The following is a 15,613-nucleotide window of genomic DNA, read 5'->3' as shown; positions in this document are numbered from 1 at the left end:
CCGTACGGCAATACCTTCCGGCAATCGTTTCCGCGTCGCTGAAACGGGTTGGCGCGCACGAGTTACCGCGGGACGGGTAAGCGGCCCCGCACGCGCGAGGCCGCTTGTTCGCTCGTCACCGTCCGACGATCAGGCCGTCCCCGTCGGGGCTGACGGTCACCTTGACGCTGTCGCCGTCGGTGACCTCGCCCGCGAGCAGTTCCTTGGCGAGGGAGTCGCCGATGGCTTGCTGGATCAGCCTGCGCAACGGGCGCGCGCCGTAGCTGGGATCGTAGCCGCGCACCGCGAGCCAGAACCGCGCCGAATCGCTGACCTCCAGCTTCAGCCTGCGCTGCGCCAGCCGCTTCTGCAGCTGCTCGAGCTGGATGTCGACGATCTGCTCCAATTGCTCCTCGTCGAGCGCGTGGAACATGACCACGTCGTCGAGGCGGTTGAGGAACTCCGGCTTGAAGGCCGAACGCACCGCGTTCATGACGAACTCCCGGTCACCGCCCGCACCCAGGTTCGAGGTCAGGATGAGGATGGTGTTGCGGAAGTCCACCGTGCGGCCTTGGCCGTCGGTGAGCCTGCCCTCGTCGAGCACCTGGAGCAGGATGTCGAACACGTCCGGGTGCGCCTTCTCGATCTCGTCGAACAGCACCACCGTGTAGGGCCTGCGCCGCACCGCCTCGGTGAGCTGACCGCCCTGGTCGTAACCGACGTAGCCGGGCGGGGCGCCGACCAGCCTGGCCACCGAATGCTTCTCGCTGTACTCGCTCATGTCGATGCGGACCATGGCGCGCTCGTCGTCGAACAGGAAGTCCGCCAACGCTTTCGCCAGTTCGGTCTTGCCGACGCCGGTCGGGCCGACGAACATGAACGAGCCGGTCGGGCGGTTCGGATCGGCGACACCCGCGCGCGCCCGGCGCACCGCGTCGGACACCGCCTGCACCGCCTCGGTCTGACCGACCACGCGGCGACCCAGCTCATCCTCCATGCGCAGCAGCTTCTGGGTCTCGCCTTCCAGCATCCGGCCCACCGGGATGCCAGTCCAGGACGACACCACCTCGGCGATGTCGTCCGGGCCGACCTCTTCCTTGAGCATGACCTCGCCGTCGCCCGCCGTCGCCGACGACTGCTCGGCCTGGGCGAGCTGCTTCTCCAGCGCGGGGATCCGGCCGTAGCGCAGTTCGGCCGCCTTGCCCAGGTCGCCGTCCCGCTCGGCGCGTTCGGATTCGCCACGCAGCGCTTCCAGTTCCTCCTTGAGCGTGCGCACCTGGTCGATCGCGTTCTTCTCGTTCTGCCACCGGGTGGTCAGCTGATTGAGCTTCTCCCGGTCGTCGGCGAGTTCGGCGCGCAGTTTCTCCAGCCGCTGCTTGGAGGCCTCGTCGGTCTCCTTGGCGAGGGCGACCTCCTCGATCTCCAGGCGGCGCACCGCGCGCTCCACCTCGTCGATCTCCACCGGGCGGGAGTCGATCTCCATGCGCAACCGCGAGGCCGACTCGTCGACCAGGTCGATCGCCTTGTCCGGCAGGAACCGGGAGGTGATGTAGCGGTCCGACAGCGTGGCCGCGGCGACCAGCGCGGAGTCGGTGATGCGCACGCCGTGGTGCACCTCGTAGCGCTCCTTGATGCCGCGCAGGATGCCGATGGTGTCCTCCACCGACGGCTCGCCGACCAGCACCTGCTGGAAGCGCCGCTCCAAGGCCGCGTCCTTCTCGATGTGCTGGCGGTACTCATCCAGCGTGGTCGCGCCGACCAGGCGCAGCTCGCCGCGAGCCAGCATCGGCTTGATCATGTTGCCCGCGTCCATCGCCGACTCACCGGTGGCGCCCGCGCCGACGATGGTGTGCAACTCGTCGATGAAGGTGATGATCTGGCCCGCGCTGTTCTTGATGTCCTCGAGCACGGCCTTGAGCCGTTCCTCGAATTCACCGCGGTACTTCGCGCCCGCGACCATCGCGCCGAGATCCAGCGCCACGACGGACTTCCCGCGCAGCGACTCCGGGACGTCGCCCGCCACGATGCGCTGGGCGAGTCCCTCGACGATGGCCGTCTTGCCGACACCCGGCTCGCCGATCAGCACCGGGTTGTTCTTGGTACGACGGCTCAACACCTGCACCACCCGGCGGATCTCGGTGTCGCGGCCGATGACCGGGTCGAGCTTGCCGTGGCGGGCGGCGTCGGTGAGGTCGGTGGAGTACTTCTCCAGCGCCTGGTAGGTGCCCTCCGGATCGGGACTGGTCACCCGGGCGCTGCCGCGTACCGCGGTGAACGCCGCACGCAGCGCGTCGGCGGTGGCGCCGTACTTGGTGAGCAGCATCGTCACGTCGGAGTCACCTTCGGCGAGACCGACCATCACGTGCTCGGTGGAGACGTACTCGTCACCGAGCTCGGTGGCCAGGCGCTGCGCCGCGGTGATCGCGGCGAGCGCTTCGCGGCCCAGCTGTGGCGTGGTGGTGGCGCCGGTCGCCCGCGGCAGCCGGTCCACGATGTCCTGTGCCTCGCGTCGCACGGCCGCCGGATCGGTTCCGACGGCCTTCAGCAGGGGCGCGGCGATGCCGTCGGTCTGATCCAGCAACGCCACCAGCAAGTGCGCCGGACGAATCTCCGGGTTGCCCGCGGCGGAGGCCGCCTGGAGGGCGGCGGTCAGTGCCGCCTGGGTCTTGGTGGTGGGATTGAACGAGTCCACGAGTCACCTTCCTACTAGTCGAGTCGATTCGCACGGCGCCGAGCGTGATCGCTCGACCGAAGCCCTCGCCTCGTCCCGCTCCGCCTTCGGCCCGGCGCCGTTCTTATCCGTCCAACGTCCAAAAGGTTGAGTCTGTTCCGCTCAAGTTCAGAAATTTCACGCGCCGCCGTGATGCCGCCGGATCGTGTCGAACGCTACGCCCCGACACCGGCGAACGCGACGCTCCGTGACACCGCCGATGCGATGATTCCGCACGTCGACGGGCTTGGGATGCCTACGATGACCTCGGCCATCAGTTGTTGCAGCACTCTTCACCCCGACTCGAGGAGCGAATGGATGCGCGCGATCGTGGTACAGAAGTTCGGAGCGACGCCGGAACTAGCCGAGATGCCGATGCCCGAGCCCGGGCCCGGATCCGTGCGGGTCCAGCTCCAGGCGGCGGGGGTGAATCCCTTCGACCGGAAGGTGGCGTCCGGAATCCTGGACGGCAAACTGCCGCATGATTTTCCGATGATCCTCGGGGTGGACGGAGCGGGCACGGTCGCCACGGTCGGCGCGGGCGTCAGCCGCTTCGCCGTCGGCGATCGGGTGGTCGGCAAGTTCCTCACACCGCCGGTGGGTCACGGCAGCTTCGCCGAGTACGCGGTGCTCCCGGAGGACGGCACGCTGGTGCCGATCCCCCCCGGCGTGCCCACGGTCGCGGCCGCCGCGCTGCCGACGGCCGGGGTGACCGCGCAGGACCTCGTGGACGCCACCCATATCCAGCCGGGCCAGACCGTGCTGATCGTGGGCGCGACCGGCGGCGTCGGCTCCTTCCTTGTCCAACTGGCGAACATCGCGGGCGCGCATGTCATCGCCACGGCGCGCGGTGACTCCGCCGATCAGATGACCCGGCTGGGCGCGGCCGAGACGGTGGACTACACCGCGGGACCGGTGCGCGACCAGGTCGCCGCCGCGCATCCGGACGGCATCGACGTCCTGTTCGACCTGGTGAGCCCGCCCGAGGCGCTGGCCGAACTGACCACGCTGGTCCGCGACGGCGGCACGGTCTACTCCACCACCTTCGCCGCCGACGAGGACGCGTTGCGCGCGCGATCGCTCCGCGGCGGCAACATCGAATCCACGGGCCGGGCACCCGAACTGGCCCGTCTGATCCAGCGCGTCGCCGCCGGTGACGTGGTCGTACCGATCGACGCGACCGTCCCACTCGCGGAGGGACCCGCGGTCATCGGAGCGCCCGGCGCACGCGGCAAGACCGTACTGGCCATCTGAGCGGTACCTGGTCGGCGTCCCCGCATACTCCGGCCGGACCGGACGACGCGCCGCCGGCGGCTGGGTGCGGTCCGCCGCATGGGCGCCGCCGGGGTTCCTCGACGAAGCGGGCCGCGGGTTCCGGTCACGGTGGCGCGGGTGTCGAACGTGTCGGGGACCAGCACCGCCGACGGGCCGGTCGCGGCGTCCTGGAGGGCCCGCCCGAGCGCTGGGGTCGACGACCTGCCGGGCCTGCACCGTGGCCGGCGGATCGACGGATTCGTCTTCTGCCCGACCGAGGGGAACTGGACGAGCAGATCCGTCGTTACACCGAGCAGGTCGTGCCTGCGGTGCGTACCGGCACAGGTTGACCAGCCGGAAGCCGCATCCGCCCATACCGCATCGACGCGGAAACCCGGCCTGGTCCTCCTCCGGCGCCGGTAGCCGACGGGTCAGCGGCATCCGCCGTTTGCCCACCGATTACCGTTTGCCCGGGTCTTGGGCCTGATACCCACACGACCACGGCATTTTCGGGGATACTTGTCGGCGGGAGACCGCCGGTAACGGGTATGTCCCCGGGCAGAACTGAGGGAAAGGAAGCTCCACGTCGTGGATGCGCGTTCGGCTGCGCTGGTCCGCGCCAATTTTCGTTCGGTGATCGAGTCGCCGAATGGACCCGAGCGGTTGGTCAGTGCGTTCTACGGACATCTGTTCGCCGAGAACCCACGGCTGCGCGAGTTGTTCCCGCCCGCCATGGAGATGCAGGGCAAGCGGATCGCCACGGCCATCCAGTACGTCCTCGATCACCTGGAGGACTGGGACCGGGCACAGAAGTTCCTGGAGCAACTCGCCCGCGACCATCGCAAATACGGCGTGGAGGCCGCGCACTACGACATGGCGGGCCGCGCTCTGCTGGCGGCTTTCCGCGTCTACCACGGCGCGGCCTGGAATCGGAGCCTGGAGGAGGGCTGGCGCGACATCACCATCCTGATCTCCGCGTCCATGGCCATCGGCGCCAACTCCGACAAGTCGCAGCCGGTGTGGGAGGCCACTGTGGTCGGCCATCGTCGCGTACTGGAGGACTTGGCCATCGTGCGGCTGCAATCCGACGGGCCGGTGCCCTACCAGGCCGGGCAGTACGTGCCGGTCACCATTCCGCAGCGGCCCAAGATGTGGCGCTACTTCTCCCCGGCCATCCCGTCGAACCCGTACGGCGAGATCGAGTTCCACGTGCGCAAGATCCGCGGCGGCTGGGTGAGCTCCGCGATCGTCAACGAGACCAGGGTGGGCGACCGATGGCAGATCGCGGGCCCGCTCGGCGGACTGCACGTCGACCGGGACAGCGGCCGCGACGTGCTCATGATCGGCGCGGGCACCGGCATCGCACCGCTGCGCGCCCAGCTGATCGAGATGGGCCAGCGCGGCATCAACCCGCGGGTGCACTTCTTCATCGGCGGCCGCTACCCGTGCGACCTGTACGACGTGGAGAACATGTGGCAGCTCTCGCAGAGCAACCCGTGGCTGACCATCGTTCCGGTATGTGAGCAGAAGACCAATCCGTGGTGGTACCCGCATCCGCCGCAGGACGCACCGTACGGCATGCACCGGCGCCTGATCGGTAACCTTGGCGCGGTGGTCGCCAGCTTCGGCGCGTGGGAAGACCGGCAGATCCAGATCGCCGGCTCGGCCCGGATGATCGCCGACACCCGGCGCGCGCTCATCGCGGTCGGCACGCCGGAGCAGAACATCAGCTGCGACCCTGTGTAGGAGAAGGAGGCCCCGTTGGGGGATCCGAGCATGCTCGGCAATGGTCATCAGGCACCGGAGTGGACGTCGACTGTGGTCGGCCATCACCGCCTGCGACACGATCTCGCGGTGATCCGTCTGATCGGGGAGTTCGTGCCGTTCGCCGCCGGACAGTCGGTCGAGGTGCGGGTGCCGCAGCATCCCGGCGTACGCCGCAGGCTGTCCCCCGCGCTGCCGCCGTCACTGGACGGCAAACTGGAGTTCCATGTGCGGACCGTGCCGGGCGGCTGGTGCAGCGGCGCGATCGTCGCCGACACCCAGCCCGGCGACGAGTGGCGGATCGGCGCTCCGGCCGGCGGGTTATGGGTCGACCCCGACGGCGACGAGGTGGTGATGATCGCGGGCGGAACGGGATTGGCGCCCATGCGCGCGCAGATCCTCGAGCTGGCACGCAAGCCATCGCCGCCACGCACCTACCTCTTCGTCGGCGGGCGGTCTCCCCGCGACCTGTACGCCTCGGACATGCTCTGCCTGCTGGCCGCCGAATTGCCCTGGCTCACTGTGGTTCCGGTGGTAGAACGCCTCGACGACCCGGACTGGGTCGACGAGTGGTACGAGCAGTCCCGCGTCGACATCGGCTTCGCACCCGACGACCTGTTGCAGGGCACCCTCGCCGACGTCCTGGGCTCCCACGGCGCATTCCTCGAACACCAGGTCCTCGTCTGCGGCTCCCCCGCCATGGTCCAAACCACCGTAGACCGCCTCCTCGAAACCGGAACTCCCGCAGAGCGAATCCGATTCGAGGGCCTCTGACCGACTCGCGGCCCGGAAACCCGGGAGTTCAAACCGGAAACCGCCTACGGTCCAGGTCGATTCGCTCGCGATCGTTCTCCGCAGCGACGGCTGCGCCGATCTCAACCGCCGTAGCGAACAGCGATGATGCCGTGACACTAGTTAGTATCGTGTGCCGATCTTTCTTCGCGAAAGCGCGTCCAACTTTGGGTCAGGTATTCCCTCCATCGTTGCTTCGGCCCTTCGATGCCGGGAGTGCCACCGTCGGGTACTGGCATGAATGCGACGAATGGCTCCATTTCATCGGGGTAGTCGAAGTCCACGTACAGCATTTCGATGGCCCTGAGCGGATCAGCGAAGTCGGACTGGTGCTCGTATACCCAGGCCAAGGCCAGATACACCCATACGGCCCTGTCGTCGGGGGTGAGCTGGCAGAGCAGTTCGGGAACTTTCTCGAGCTCGTCGGACAACAGCAACGACAGCGCATCGACGATTTCCATCGAACGCCTGTCCGGCATGACGCTGCCGTTGAGCGACAGTTGTACGACGTCGGCAGCAGTCAGCCAATGGTTGGCAAAGCCATAGCGCAACTCTGTCGCGGTCAGCCGAGCCTGTGCGTCGACGAATGAGGAAGGGATTCTGAACTGCAGCAACTTATCTGTCACGGTTTGATCAGCTTTCCGTTGACTGTGCCGTTGGTAGGCCGTAAATTGGTAATCTACACGACGATTGCTGAGGCCTGTCTGCGGTATTCATCGACCTACTAACGCCAGCCCCCGATTTAGCTAAAAGTTGCGCCTCGACAATGCCCGAGAAGCCGCAGCGACAACATCCGCCACGCCGACCGTCGTCAGATATTCGCCGAAGGATCGGCTTTGTGGTGTCACTCCGTGCGAGACGATCGCCGCGAGACGGATGAGAGTACCCGTGGAGTGATCGACTCGGGCCAGCGCAGAGCATAATTCAACAGCCAATGCCTCGTCCACAGAAATCATCGAAACCGCCAGATCCGCCAGTTGGGGACCGAGCTCGAAACTTGGTCGCTCATTCTTCATGGCCAACACAGAAATACCACGCCGCACAGTGGCAGCTACATCGTCACAGACAGTGCCCACGGTACTTTCATCTATTGCACCTGCAAGGGTCCAGTCGAAATAGTATCGATCGGCGATACCGATCAGCGCACGTAAGGCGGCCGAGCGATCCGCTTGCGTTGATTTCTCCTGCACGAAGTCCTTGCTGACCCAAACCGCGTGCGCAAGCTGGGAAAAGGTCTCATCCGTGGAAAACAGCCGATGAGGCAGAGCGCCGAACCAGACCGCTTCATCTCCCGCCGAGGCGGCCGCGATCACCGCACGGTAGCCGACCGGTTCAGCCCACGCGGTCAATGCACAGCAAGCGAGGAAACGGTCGAACGCCGGAGCTGTCGCATCCTGAAGGAATCGCGCGAGCGGGGCGATCCGTTGCTTATAGCGGGGATCGTCCAGGGCTTCGAGAATGACATCGTCTGGATCATCGACGGCGACCCCATCGAAATCAATGTAGAGCAGGCTCCTAATCAACCCGTTCACCATGCCGACTCCCATCACGCAATGCCACCTATCACTTAAGGATTTGCAACGAAAGGCCCCCTACCAGACATAGTCATGTAAAGCACGCCCGCTGAGATGATTTTCGACAAAACGCACCCAGGTAGAGTCCGGCTCATCGAAGACCTGGCGGTTCAAGTTCTGTAAATCTCTAACCAGAATCCGGAACGTTATTATATCCCCCCCGAACCCACTTGTCAGAATTATTCTTTTCAACTCGGGCAAGTTCGATACTAGACGCTTTGAGCCAAATGAGGATATCGGCCTGCTCAGCCTCGTCAATAGTATCGAAAACTTCGCAGGCGCACGAACGTGCTACGGGCGAGTCCGCCCTTAGGAGCTCATTTATCACAGCCCACGTGGCAGAAGCCCAATGGAAGACTCGTTCTTCTCTGAGAAGGGGAAGCTTCGCCAGCTCCGCCGCAGTTCGTGCCGCAGTGTCGTCATACGCGGCCCGGTCTGTGAGCTCATATACCGCAGCAATCCAGTGTGGCCCTCTATGCCGAGCTTGAGCGTCCAGTTCAACGATACTCAACGCCCGAAAATCTGGTTTGGGAACGCGTTCATGGCCCTCCGGAGAGACGACAGCCTTTCTATCGTCGATACTCATCGCTTCAAATTCAGCATCACTCATTTCCAAGAACTCGATTACTTCCTGCATCACAAGATCGTCATCATTCATCTCGGAAGCCTTTCAATGCTCTTCGAACCTTTTTCATATCCCCCATGTAGATCTTTTTCAACTCTTCCTTAAGGTTGAGATAAAGTAGCACCATCGAATGCTTGTCGTCGATAGATTGGGCATATTTTATCTCTTCACGGTAGGCTCGACTCTCCATACGTGCCCGGTAGTCAAGTTCCAGGGAACGTCCCATTGCGGGCCACCCCGCTGCAGCATCGTCTCGCATATGCTTGAATTCGTGAAGCCACGCGCCGAATGAAGCGTCCGGATCCATCGTGATGGTACCCGGGTTACCAGGGGTTCCAGCGGGTCCATACGCCATACCATTACCATAGTTGATCTCGACTTCTAGACGCTTGGCTTCCAGCTTTAACTCCTGGACCTGCTCCGGATGTGTCTCCGCGGCTGGACCATGCCGCCGCAGGGGATCGGCATCGGGGTCCAGGAAATGGGTATCGCGAGGCGGTCTCACCGCAGGGTCGAGGTCCGAGTGCTTGCTGCGCAACCAGCGCGGGACCTGAAAGACATCGGATGGCAGTTCATACGCCCGCCGCGGAGCTGACAGCAGCCCACCGAATAGGTGGCCACCTGTCGTCGATACATCGGAAAGCTTTGGTGCCAGGGGGATTTGTCGGGCGCCAGGCGCACCTGAACGTTCGAGCGGCGCGGAATCTGTAGATATTGTGGAACCGGATTCGACCTGTACTGCTGCGTCGGCGTACGCTGTCCCATCGGAGTATGAGGATGGCTTCGCCGCGTCGGCGGCTTGTGTCGGTGCCGCAGTGTTGCCAGCCCGTCCGCCGCTCCTGTTTCCTGCCCCACCGGCCTTATCTGGGGTGTGGCCGAATTGGCGGGGGATGGTGGGGGTGAAGGTTGTTGCTGCGCGTGCTGTGAGTTGACTGGTGATGAGGTCGATCTGGGTTGGGGTGGCTGCGCGGGCGGTGAGTTGGCATGCGATCAGGCGTGTTCCGATCCAGCGGCCGATGGTCCATGCGTCGCCCACTCCGGTGACGAGGAAGGCGGTGTCGAAGACCAGCGCGGCGTCGTCGGTGACGCGGCCGGCGTCGAGGCGGTGTTGTGTGGTGGGCAAGGTGATGCCGTCGACGGTTCGGTATTCGGTGATCGTGATGCCGGTGTAGTCGGCGTTTTCCAGCCGCGCCACGTTGCGGTTGGTGTCGAAATGGACTGTGACGGAGTATTCTTCACCGCCACGCGGGTGGTAGAACCATTCTTGTGTGCTGGTGCCGTCGGGTGCGGTGGTGAGCGGGCCGCGGCGGGTGACCAGGTCGGTTCTCCAGGTGCCGGTGAAGGGGTCGAACTGGTTGCCGTAGCCGGGGCCGGCGATCGCGTTGTTGTAGCGGTCGATCGGCACGCTGGTGCCGTCGGGTTGCAGGACGCTGCGGCTGCCGTCGGATTGGGTGAGGATGCTGAACGGTGCACCGTTGGCGTTCCCGGGCACGGTCACGACCTGGATGTGGGTGTTATCGGGGTTGGTGATGTCGGTGACCGGTGTGCCGAGGACGCCGGGTCTGAAGCTGGCCTCGGTGATGGTGTTATCGAGGTTGTATTCGATGACGTGACCGCTGCGTCCGTCACGTGACAACTGCACGACCTCGGCGGGGGTGCTCGAGCCGGGTGCGGGTTCTTTGACGATCAGCCCGTCGGGGTAACGCACCGAGTGCGATCCGTCCGGGTTCGCGGTCCAGGTGGTGATGTTGCCGTATCCGTCGTCGACCGAGCGGGCGTAGGTGGTGTGGCCTGCCGCGTCGGTGATGGTGGTGTCGCGGCTCAACCCGCCTGTGCCGGGCACGATCTCGGATTCGGCGGTCGCGACCACGGCGCCGTGGGCGTTGGTCACCGTGGTGCTGATGCCACCGGTGGCCGGGTTGGGGATACCGACTGTGGTGGTGCCGTCGTCGCTGTGGGTGACGGTGGCGTCGCTGGGCAACAGGAGCGTCTCGACGAGCTGTTTGTCGCCGTTGGGCGGGTTCGACCCGGCGGGTGGGTTGTCGAGCCCCAGGATCACGCGCATCGTGGGAGAGACGCCGGTCGTGTCTGCTGACTGAGGGCTGGTCGAAGGGGTTTGGTTCGGTGACTGTGCGGGCGTGGATGGTGTGGGGTTGCCTCGTTGATCGGTGGTAGGAGCCGGTGGCGTCGAGGGTTTCGACGGTGTCTGCGGTGTCGGGTTTTTCGAGGGAAACGGACCAGTATCCCCGCGCGGGCCGAGCCTTTCTTCTCCCTCCAGGCTCGGAAGTGGTGTGCGGTTGGGAGGCGGATTACCGTTCGCTCCCGGTGCGTCGGGCCTGGTCGGCAAACCGATCGGGGTCAGCTTCGGAGCTGGTGCCTGTACGGGAGTCGTGGCTGCGGATGTCTCGGCTTGCGCTGGAGTGCTGGTCTCGACGGGTACGGCGACAGTGGTTTCACTGTAGGAGGCCACCAGTTCCCGGCGGCGGAAGACCCGGTCGAGGGCGCGGGCGGCCGAGTCCGGGGTCATGCCGTGGAAGGTGTGGACCCGCCCACCTCTGCCGGACTCCGGTTCGGTGGTGAGGTCGGGATCGACCGCCGGGGTGATCGATCGAAACCAGGCGGCACGTTCTGCGACCCAGGAGTAGTCAGGCCGCGGCGGAAGAAGGTCGGGGGATGCCATGGAACACCTCGCGGAAAATCGGTATGTGGTTGTGACGGCGCGACGCCGACGCCCGCACGCAGCACGGGGCACGCGGCACGCGGCACGCGGCACGCGGCACGCGGCACGCGGCACGCGGCACGCGGCACGCGGCACGCGGCACGCGGCACGCGGCACGCGGCACGCGGCACGCGGCACGCGGCACGCGGCACGCGGATACGACAAGCGGCCCGCACTCGGTGCGGGCCGCTCGTCTGATGTCGCGGATTTCGGATGGTTGTCGTTGTCCACCCCGGCCCAGGGCGTAGCAGCCGCTGGGATGGTCGGGTTCGGCATGGTCGGCGAAGTCGCCGAACATCCTGAACCGCATGGTCATGGAGTCGCTGGTCTTCACCGCCGTGTCGACCGTGCAGGTGTGCGGCTCACCACGGCCAGGCGGGGCACGTGGCAGCACCGGTTCAACACCAACGACGGATGACCACGTAGGCCCGCTGCGCCGGGGTTCGAACAGGGATGTGCCGGGCCGGAATCGACCGGACAGATACGGTTCGGGAAGGCAAAAAGCCCCGATCCGAACACGGAATCAGGGCTTCGAAAAAGTGGTACACCGGAAAGCTTGAAAGGGAGAAGATTCCGGCATATCCGGGAAGAGAACACAGTTGTGCCCGCTGCGAAGATGGTGGCCTACCGCGCCCAAGTTGTCAACAGCCGCTTAGCCGAAGGGTGAAAGCCGCTGGTAGACAGCGACGATCGCCCATCATATGAAGCCGCGACTGACGAGCACACCGGACTCGCATGATCGCGCGTAACACCTCGCGATCGAAGAAGCCGGCCAACTAACATGCCAGAAGGCGCGATCTTTCTCCGCGATCCCCACGATGGACCACGGCGATCCCGACCGAACGGGTGGCAGTCGCAAGGGGACTGTCTGAGATCTTGTGGGCGGGCCGGTGATCGGAGAGGCTGAGGCGGCCTGTCCCAGCGGAAGGCGCCCCGGCCACTCTGGCTGTAACAGTCTCAGTTCCTCAGTTTTCGGCAGGCGGAGCTTCGGTGTGCCGAGTGAGCCACTCTTGGGCGGCGAGTTTGCGGGGGCATGCCGGTATGCACACCGCATGGAGTTTCAGTAGGCCGTGGGCGTGTTTGTGGTCGGCGGGCGGGTTGGTGTCGTTGCAGTAGTCCATGATCCAGCTCATCGTGTGGTCCTTCGTGGCGGGTGGGTGGACTCAGGATTGGCGGGGTATTCGCGTGTAGGTGGCGGGTGGGTTGCAGGTCAACAGGACGCAGAGTCGTCGGATGCGGCGGGTTTCGCGTGCGATGTGCGCGAGGGTGGGGGTGATGATGGCGGTGATGTCGGCGCGGGCGATGCGTTCGAGGGTGTCTTCCAGCACGTCCGGGCGGTCGGCGGGTGCGATCACGACACCCACCACGGTGAGGCCGTGGCAGGAGGCGATGTCGCGGGCCGCTACCTCCAGTTCGACGGCCAGGCGGGACATGCGGCCTCGGTCCATGAAGATGATCGCGGTCTTGGGAATCGTCATATCCAAACCTCTTCGGCAGTGCGGGTGACGACCAGCGGGATATAGGGTCGGAGCGCGGAATATGTTGCGGCAGTCGGTTATGCCGGGATCGGTTCGCTAGCCAGCAACGCGTCGAGCGGTTCGGTGCGGTCGCACATTCGCTCGATGGCTGAGGTATCGAAGTGGGCAAACGCTGGCTGCGGCGGAAGGGATTTCAGACCGCCTCGCCCGGTCCGGCACGAGCAGTGCGGGGCCTGGTCAGGTAGTCCTTCGCGGTCGACGCACCGTTCCAGCACGGTTGTACCCACGAGGTAGCACGTCATGATCCATGCGGTGACAGCGGCGGCGAGCAACACGATCATCGGCTCATCCCCAATCCCGACGCCGCCGCACCATGATTGATGGACCGCTGTTGCGCTGCGATCGGCGTCACGCGGTCATCGAAAACCCGCACACCTCTCGCTTCGCACACGCCATCGCTATGAGCGTGCATGTCGCCGGCGACCGCGGCCGTGACCGCGCACCTCGGGCAGACAACCATCGCCAACATGGCATCGCCCGCGCGGAACACCGCTCCAGCGCAGTCCGACACCGGCACGGTCGCGGGTGCTCGACCCTCGTCATCGGTCATGGTTCACCGGCTTGTCATCACGCCATACCCGCAGCGCGGTCAGCACGTCTCGGCCCGAAGGCCGGAAAGCGTTGCGCGGTGGAACAATCCATCGCCGTATCGCGCCGCCCGGCGACGGTGACGGCAGCGCGATCGTCGAGCCGGTATCGGCGATCGACACATCCAGCCGGAACAGCCTCGCGTACTGGTCCATATCATCCGCACGGATATCCGGGTCGACCAAGAACGTCCACCGACCCGACCGTGGATGCGCGATGATCGGACCGAGTCGATCTCCGCAACTCTGCAAATGAGCTTTCACCCGCTGCCCCAGCGGCACCGGCATAGTGACGCCCCAGACGCTGCCCGCGCGCAGGATGATCCGGCCCAGCTCAGGCGGATCGATCACCGCAGGTAGGCCGCACTCGCGCCGATAGAACTGACACCGGGACACCGGTGTATCACCCAGCGCTGTTTCATCCACCAGTAGACCTCGATTCACATCGAATGACGGTTTGTGGTTCGCCCGGCAAGCGACGTGAAATCGCGTCACCCCCGTACCGGGTACCGGTCCCGACCGTAAGCCGCCGTTTGCGCCGTTGACCGGCGCAAATAGCCGAAGCTTCTGGAAAATAACTGGAACCGTATAAAGTGCTTCGTGGGGGCGAAAAGCATTGCTGGGCAACGCATCCCCTGATATCTGAACGTTCTTGCAAATGCACTTTCGTGAAGGAGAGCGGAGACAACGGGATGCACATGAAGACGGGCGAGGTCATCCGCCGCATCCGCAAGTCGCTGGGCATGACCCAGGCGGAACTGGGAGCCATTCTCGGGTATACCCAGCCCGCCATTTCTCAGCTTGAACATGGGGGTGCCGCAGTGCACGATGTGCGGGTACTACGCCGAGTAGCGAAGGCGCTCCACGTTCCACTTGCCATACTGGTAGTGGAGTCTGACGAGGAGGCGGATGTGAACCGTCGCAACTTCCTACGAACTGGCGCCATCGGTGCTGGTGCGGCCATAACTGCGGGGGCAAGCACCCCATCAGCAGCAGGCAGTGTCCGAATCGGTGCCAGCGACGTCGCCGAGATCAACGCGACAGTGAACCAGATTCACGAACTGGACCTGCTGGTGGGCGGCGACCGGCTGTGCCGGGTAGCGGCAAACGAAGTGCGCTACGTCGGGCAGTTGCTGGACAGCGGAACCTACACTGACGAGGTAGGCGGGGCCTTGACCAGTGCTGCGGCTGAAATGATGACGGCCGCAGGTTGGGTGCACTACGACGCCGGACGGCTGGATGACGCGCGTCGCTACTATGCCGATGCGGCTCAAGCCGCCACCGCAGCCGGTGATGGCATCGCCGTGGCGCATGCCCTGGGCAACGCGAGTTCCTTGCTGACTGAATGGAATGGCGGCACCCCGGCAGGCACGCGGCAAGCGGTGCAATACGCCCAAGCGGCTTCGCGTGCGGCAATGAGCCATGGCGGTCCAAAGCTGCGCTCACTCATGGCAATTCGCGAGGCGGATGCGCTGGGAATGCAAGATCCGAGTGGCAACAAAGCGGCGGTCACCGATGCACTCAGCCGGGCGTACCGGGCGTATGAATCCAGTCGCGGGTTCGACCCGGAATGGGTCTATCTTCCAGACGCCTTGCTGAGCGGTATGACCGGAATCATGCATATGTACCTCGGCGAACATACGGCTGCGTCGGAACAGATCCGGGCGGCGATCGACGGATCGGCGGCTTGGCCGCGGGAACAGGCGGAGTGGCAGGTGCAGCTCGGCCGCAACCTGGTGCAGGCCGGAGACATCGCAGGGGGTTGCCAGGTGTTGACCGACCATTACGACGCGATCAGTCAGATCGGGTCGACACGGGTTCATCAGAAGCTCGACACTGTCGCCACAGCGGTTCGGCCGCATGCCCGTGTGCCGGAGGTACGGGAGTTCCTGGGGATGTTGGCGGCGCGCTGAGGCGGTGATTACGGTTCGCCACTGGCGGATCGTGGTTGCCACCGCCCCATTGCACGACCGATCACGGCCGGGTGAATATCCGACCGACGGGAATTTCCCACACCGCATCGCGACAGGGCAGGGTCGGCATCCCTGACAGCAAGAACCCGACCGGACCG

General features: G+C 65.1%; 13 protein-coding genes. 4 read left to right on the top strand and 9 right to left on the bottom strand.

Annotation, left to right across the window (positions count from 1 at the left end; translation table 11 throughout):
* Window positions 1-115 precede the first annotated feature (115 nt).
* Entirely contained in the window at window positions 116-2,671 is a 2,556-nt protein-coding gene (clpB, locus tag ACT89H_RS16035) for an ATP-dependent chaperone ClpB (protein WP_445109418.1), read from the bottom strand.
* A gap of 336 nt (window positions 2,672-3,007) precedes the next feature.
* On the opposite strand from clpB, the gene ACT89H_RS16030 reads away from it, so the two are divergent.
* The 3 genes from ACT89H_RS16030 (at window position 3,008) to ACT89H_RS16020 (ending at window position 6,481) form a co-directional block, all read left to right on the top strand.
* Complete coding sequence (locus ACT89H_RS16030) at window positions 3,008-3,943, top strand: NADP-dependent oxidoreductase (protein ID WP_445109417.1); 936 nt, start codon at window positions 3,008-3,010, stop codon at window positions 3,941-3,943.
* Between the two features lie 588 nt (window positions 3,944-4,531).
* Window positions 4,532-5,689 (top strand): FAD-binding oxidoreductase, encoded by a 1,158-nt coding sequence (locus ACT89H_RS16025; RefSeq protein ID WP_445109416.1) that lies wholly within the window; start codon window positions 4,532-4,534, stop codon window positions 5,687-5,689.
* A gap of 30 nt (window positions 5,690-5,719) precedes the next feature.
* The gene (locus ACT89H_RS16020; RefSeq protein WP_445109761.1) at window positions 5,720-6,481 is read left to right on the top strand and encodes an FAD-binding oxidoreductase; all 762 of its coding nucleotides are present in this window, start codon (window positions 5,720-5,722) and stop codon (window positions 6,479-6,481) included.
* 137 nt (window positions 6,482-6,618) lie between these two features.
* Here the strand turns inward: ACT89H_RS16020 and ACT89H_RS16015 are convergent, their stop codons facing one another.
* The 8 genes from ACT89H_RS16015 to ACT89H_RS15980 form a co-directional block, all read right to left on the bottom strand.
* The gene (locus ACT89H_RS16015; RefSeq protein WP_445109415.1) at window positions 6,619-7,125 is read right to left on the bottom strand and encodes a DUF2247 family protein; all 507 of its coding nucleotides are present in this window, start codon (window positions 7,123-7,125) and stop codon (window positions 6,619-6,621) included.
* 120 nt (window positions 7,126-7,245) lie between these two features.
* Complete coding sequence (locus ACT89H_RS16010) at window positions 7,246-8,034, bottom strand: hypothetical protein (RefSeq protein WP_445109414.1); 789 nt, start codon at window positions 8,032-8,034, stop codon at window positions 7,246-7,248.
* 166 nt (window positions 8,035-8,200) lie between these two features.
* The gene (locus tag ACT89H_RS16005; protein WP_445109413.1) at window positions 8,201-8,731 is read right to left on the bottom strand and encodes a hypothetical protein; all 531 of its coding nucleotides are present in this window, start codon (window positions 8,729-8,731) and stop codon (window positions 8,201-8,203) included.
* Window positions 8,724-10,763 carry a hypothetical protein gene (locus tag ACT89H_RS16000; protein ID WP_445109412.1) on the bottom strand — a complete coding sequence of 680 codons (2,040 nt, stop codon included), beginning with the start codon at window positions 10,761-10,763 and terminating at the stop codon, window positions 8,724-8,726. Before ACT89H_RS16000 ends, ACT89H_RS16005 begins: the two co-directional genes overlap by 8 nt.
* Before the next feature lie 1,619 nt (window positions 10,764-12,382).
* Window positions 12,383-12,550 carry a hypothetical protein gene (locus ACT89H_RS15995; protein ID WP_445109411.1) on the bottom strand — a complete coding sequence of 56 codons (168 nt, stop codon included), beginning with the start codon at window positions 12,548-12,550 and terminating at the stop codon, window positions 12,383-12,385.
* 30 nt (window positions 12,551-12,580) lie between these two features.
* Window positions 12,581-12,895 carry a hypothetical protein gene (locus tag ACT89H_RS15990; RefSeq protein WP_445109410.1) on the bottom strand — a complete coding sequence of 105 codons (315 nt, stop codon included), beginning with the start codon at window positions 12,893-12,895 and terminating at the stop codon, window positions 12,581-12,583.
* A 77-nt stretch (window positions 12,896-12,972) separates the two neighbouring features.
* Window positions 12,973-13,236, bottom strand: coding sequence for a hypothetical protein (locus tag ACT89H_RS15985; RefSeq protein WP_445109409.1), 264 nt, complete (start codon window positions 13,234-13,236; stop codon window positions 12,973-12,975).
* A 258-nt stretch (window positions 13,237-13,494) separates the two neighbouring features.
* Window positions 13,495-14,169: a hypothetical protein gene (locus ACT89H_RS15980; RefSeq protein WP_445109408.1), complete on the bottom strand. Its 675-nt coding sequence runs from the start codon at window positions 14,167-14,169 to the stop codon at window positions 13,495-13,497.
* A 65-nt stretch (window positions 14,170-14,234) separates the two neighbouring features.
* Here ACT89H_RS15980 and ACT89H_RS15975 point away from each other — a divergent pair, with 65 nt between their 5' ends.
* Window positions 14,235-15,455, top strand: a complete 1,221-nt coding sequence (locus ACT89H_RS15975; protein WP_445109407.1) for a helix-turn-helix domain-containing protein — start codon at window positions 14,235-14,237, stop codon at window positions 15,453-15,455.
* Window positions 15,456-15,613 lie beyond the last annotated feature (158 nt).

Source organism: Nocardia aegles (genome assembly GCF_052545135.1).
The sequence above is the reverse complement of the archived record's forward strand: the minus strand, read 5'-3'. Positions and strand labels throughout refer to the sequence as shown.

Coding starts and splice junctions, on each gene's coding strand:
- ACT89H_RS16000 (WP_445109412.1), bottom strand. CDS start 10,763: ATGCGCGTGATCCTGGGGCTCGACAACCCACCCGCCGGGTCGAACCCG.
- ACT89H_RS16030 (WP_445109417.1), top strand. CDS start 3,008: ATGCGCGCGATCGTGGTACAGAAGTTCGGAGCGACGCCGGAACTAGCC.
- ACT89H_RS15985 (WP_445109409.1), bottom strand. CDS start 13,236: ATGATCGTGTTGCTCGCCGCCGCTGTCACCGCATGGATCATGACGTGC.
- ACT89H_RS16020 (WP_445109761.1), top strand. CDS start 5,720: ATGCTCGGCAATGGTCATCAGGCACCGGAGTGGACGTCGACTGTGGTC.
- ACT89H_RS16010 (WP_445109414.1), bottom strand. CDS start 8,034: ATGGTGAACGGGTTGATTAGGAGCCTGCTCTACATTGATTTCGATGGG.
- ACT89H_RS15990 (WP_445109410.1), bottom strand. CDS start 12,895: ATGACGATTCCCAAGACCGCGATCATCTTCATGGACCGAGGCCGCATG.
- ACT89H_RS16005 (WP_445109413.1), bottom strand. CDS start 8,731: ATGAATGATGACGATCTTGTGATGCAGGAAGTAATCGAGTTCTTGGAA.
- ACT89H_RS15975 (WP_445109407.1), top strand. CDS start 14,235: ATGCACATGAAGACGGGCGAGGTCATCCGCCGCATCCGCAAGTCGCTG.
- ACT89H_RS15995 (WP_445109411.1), bottom strand. CDS start 12,550: ATGAGCTGGATCATGGACTACTGCAACGACACCAACCCGCCCGCCGAC.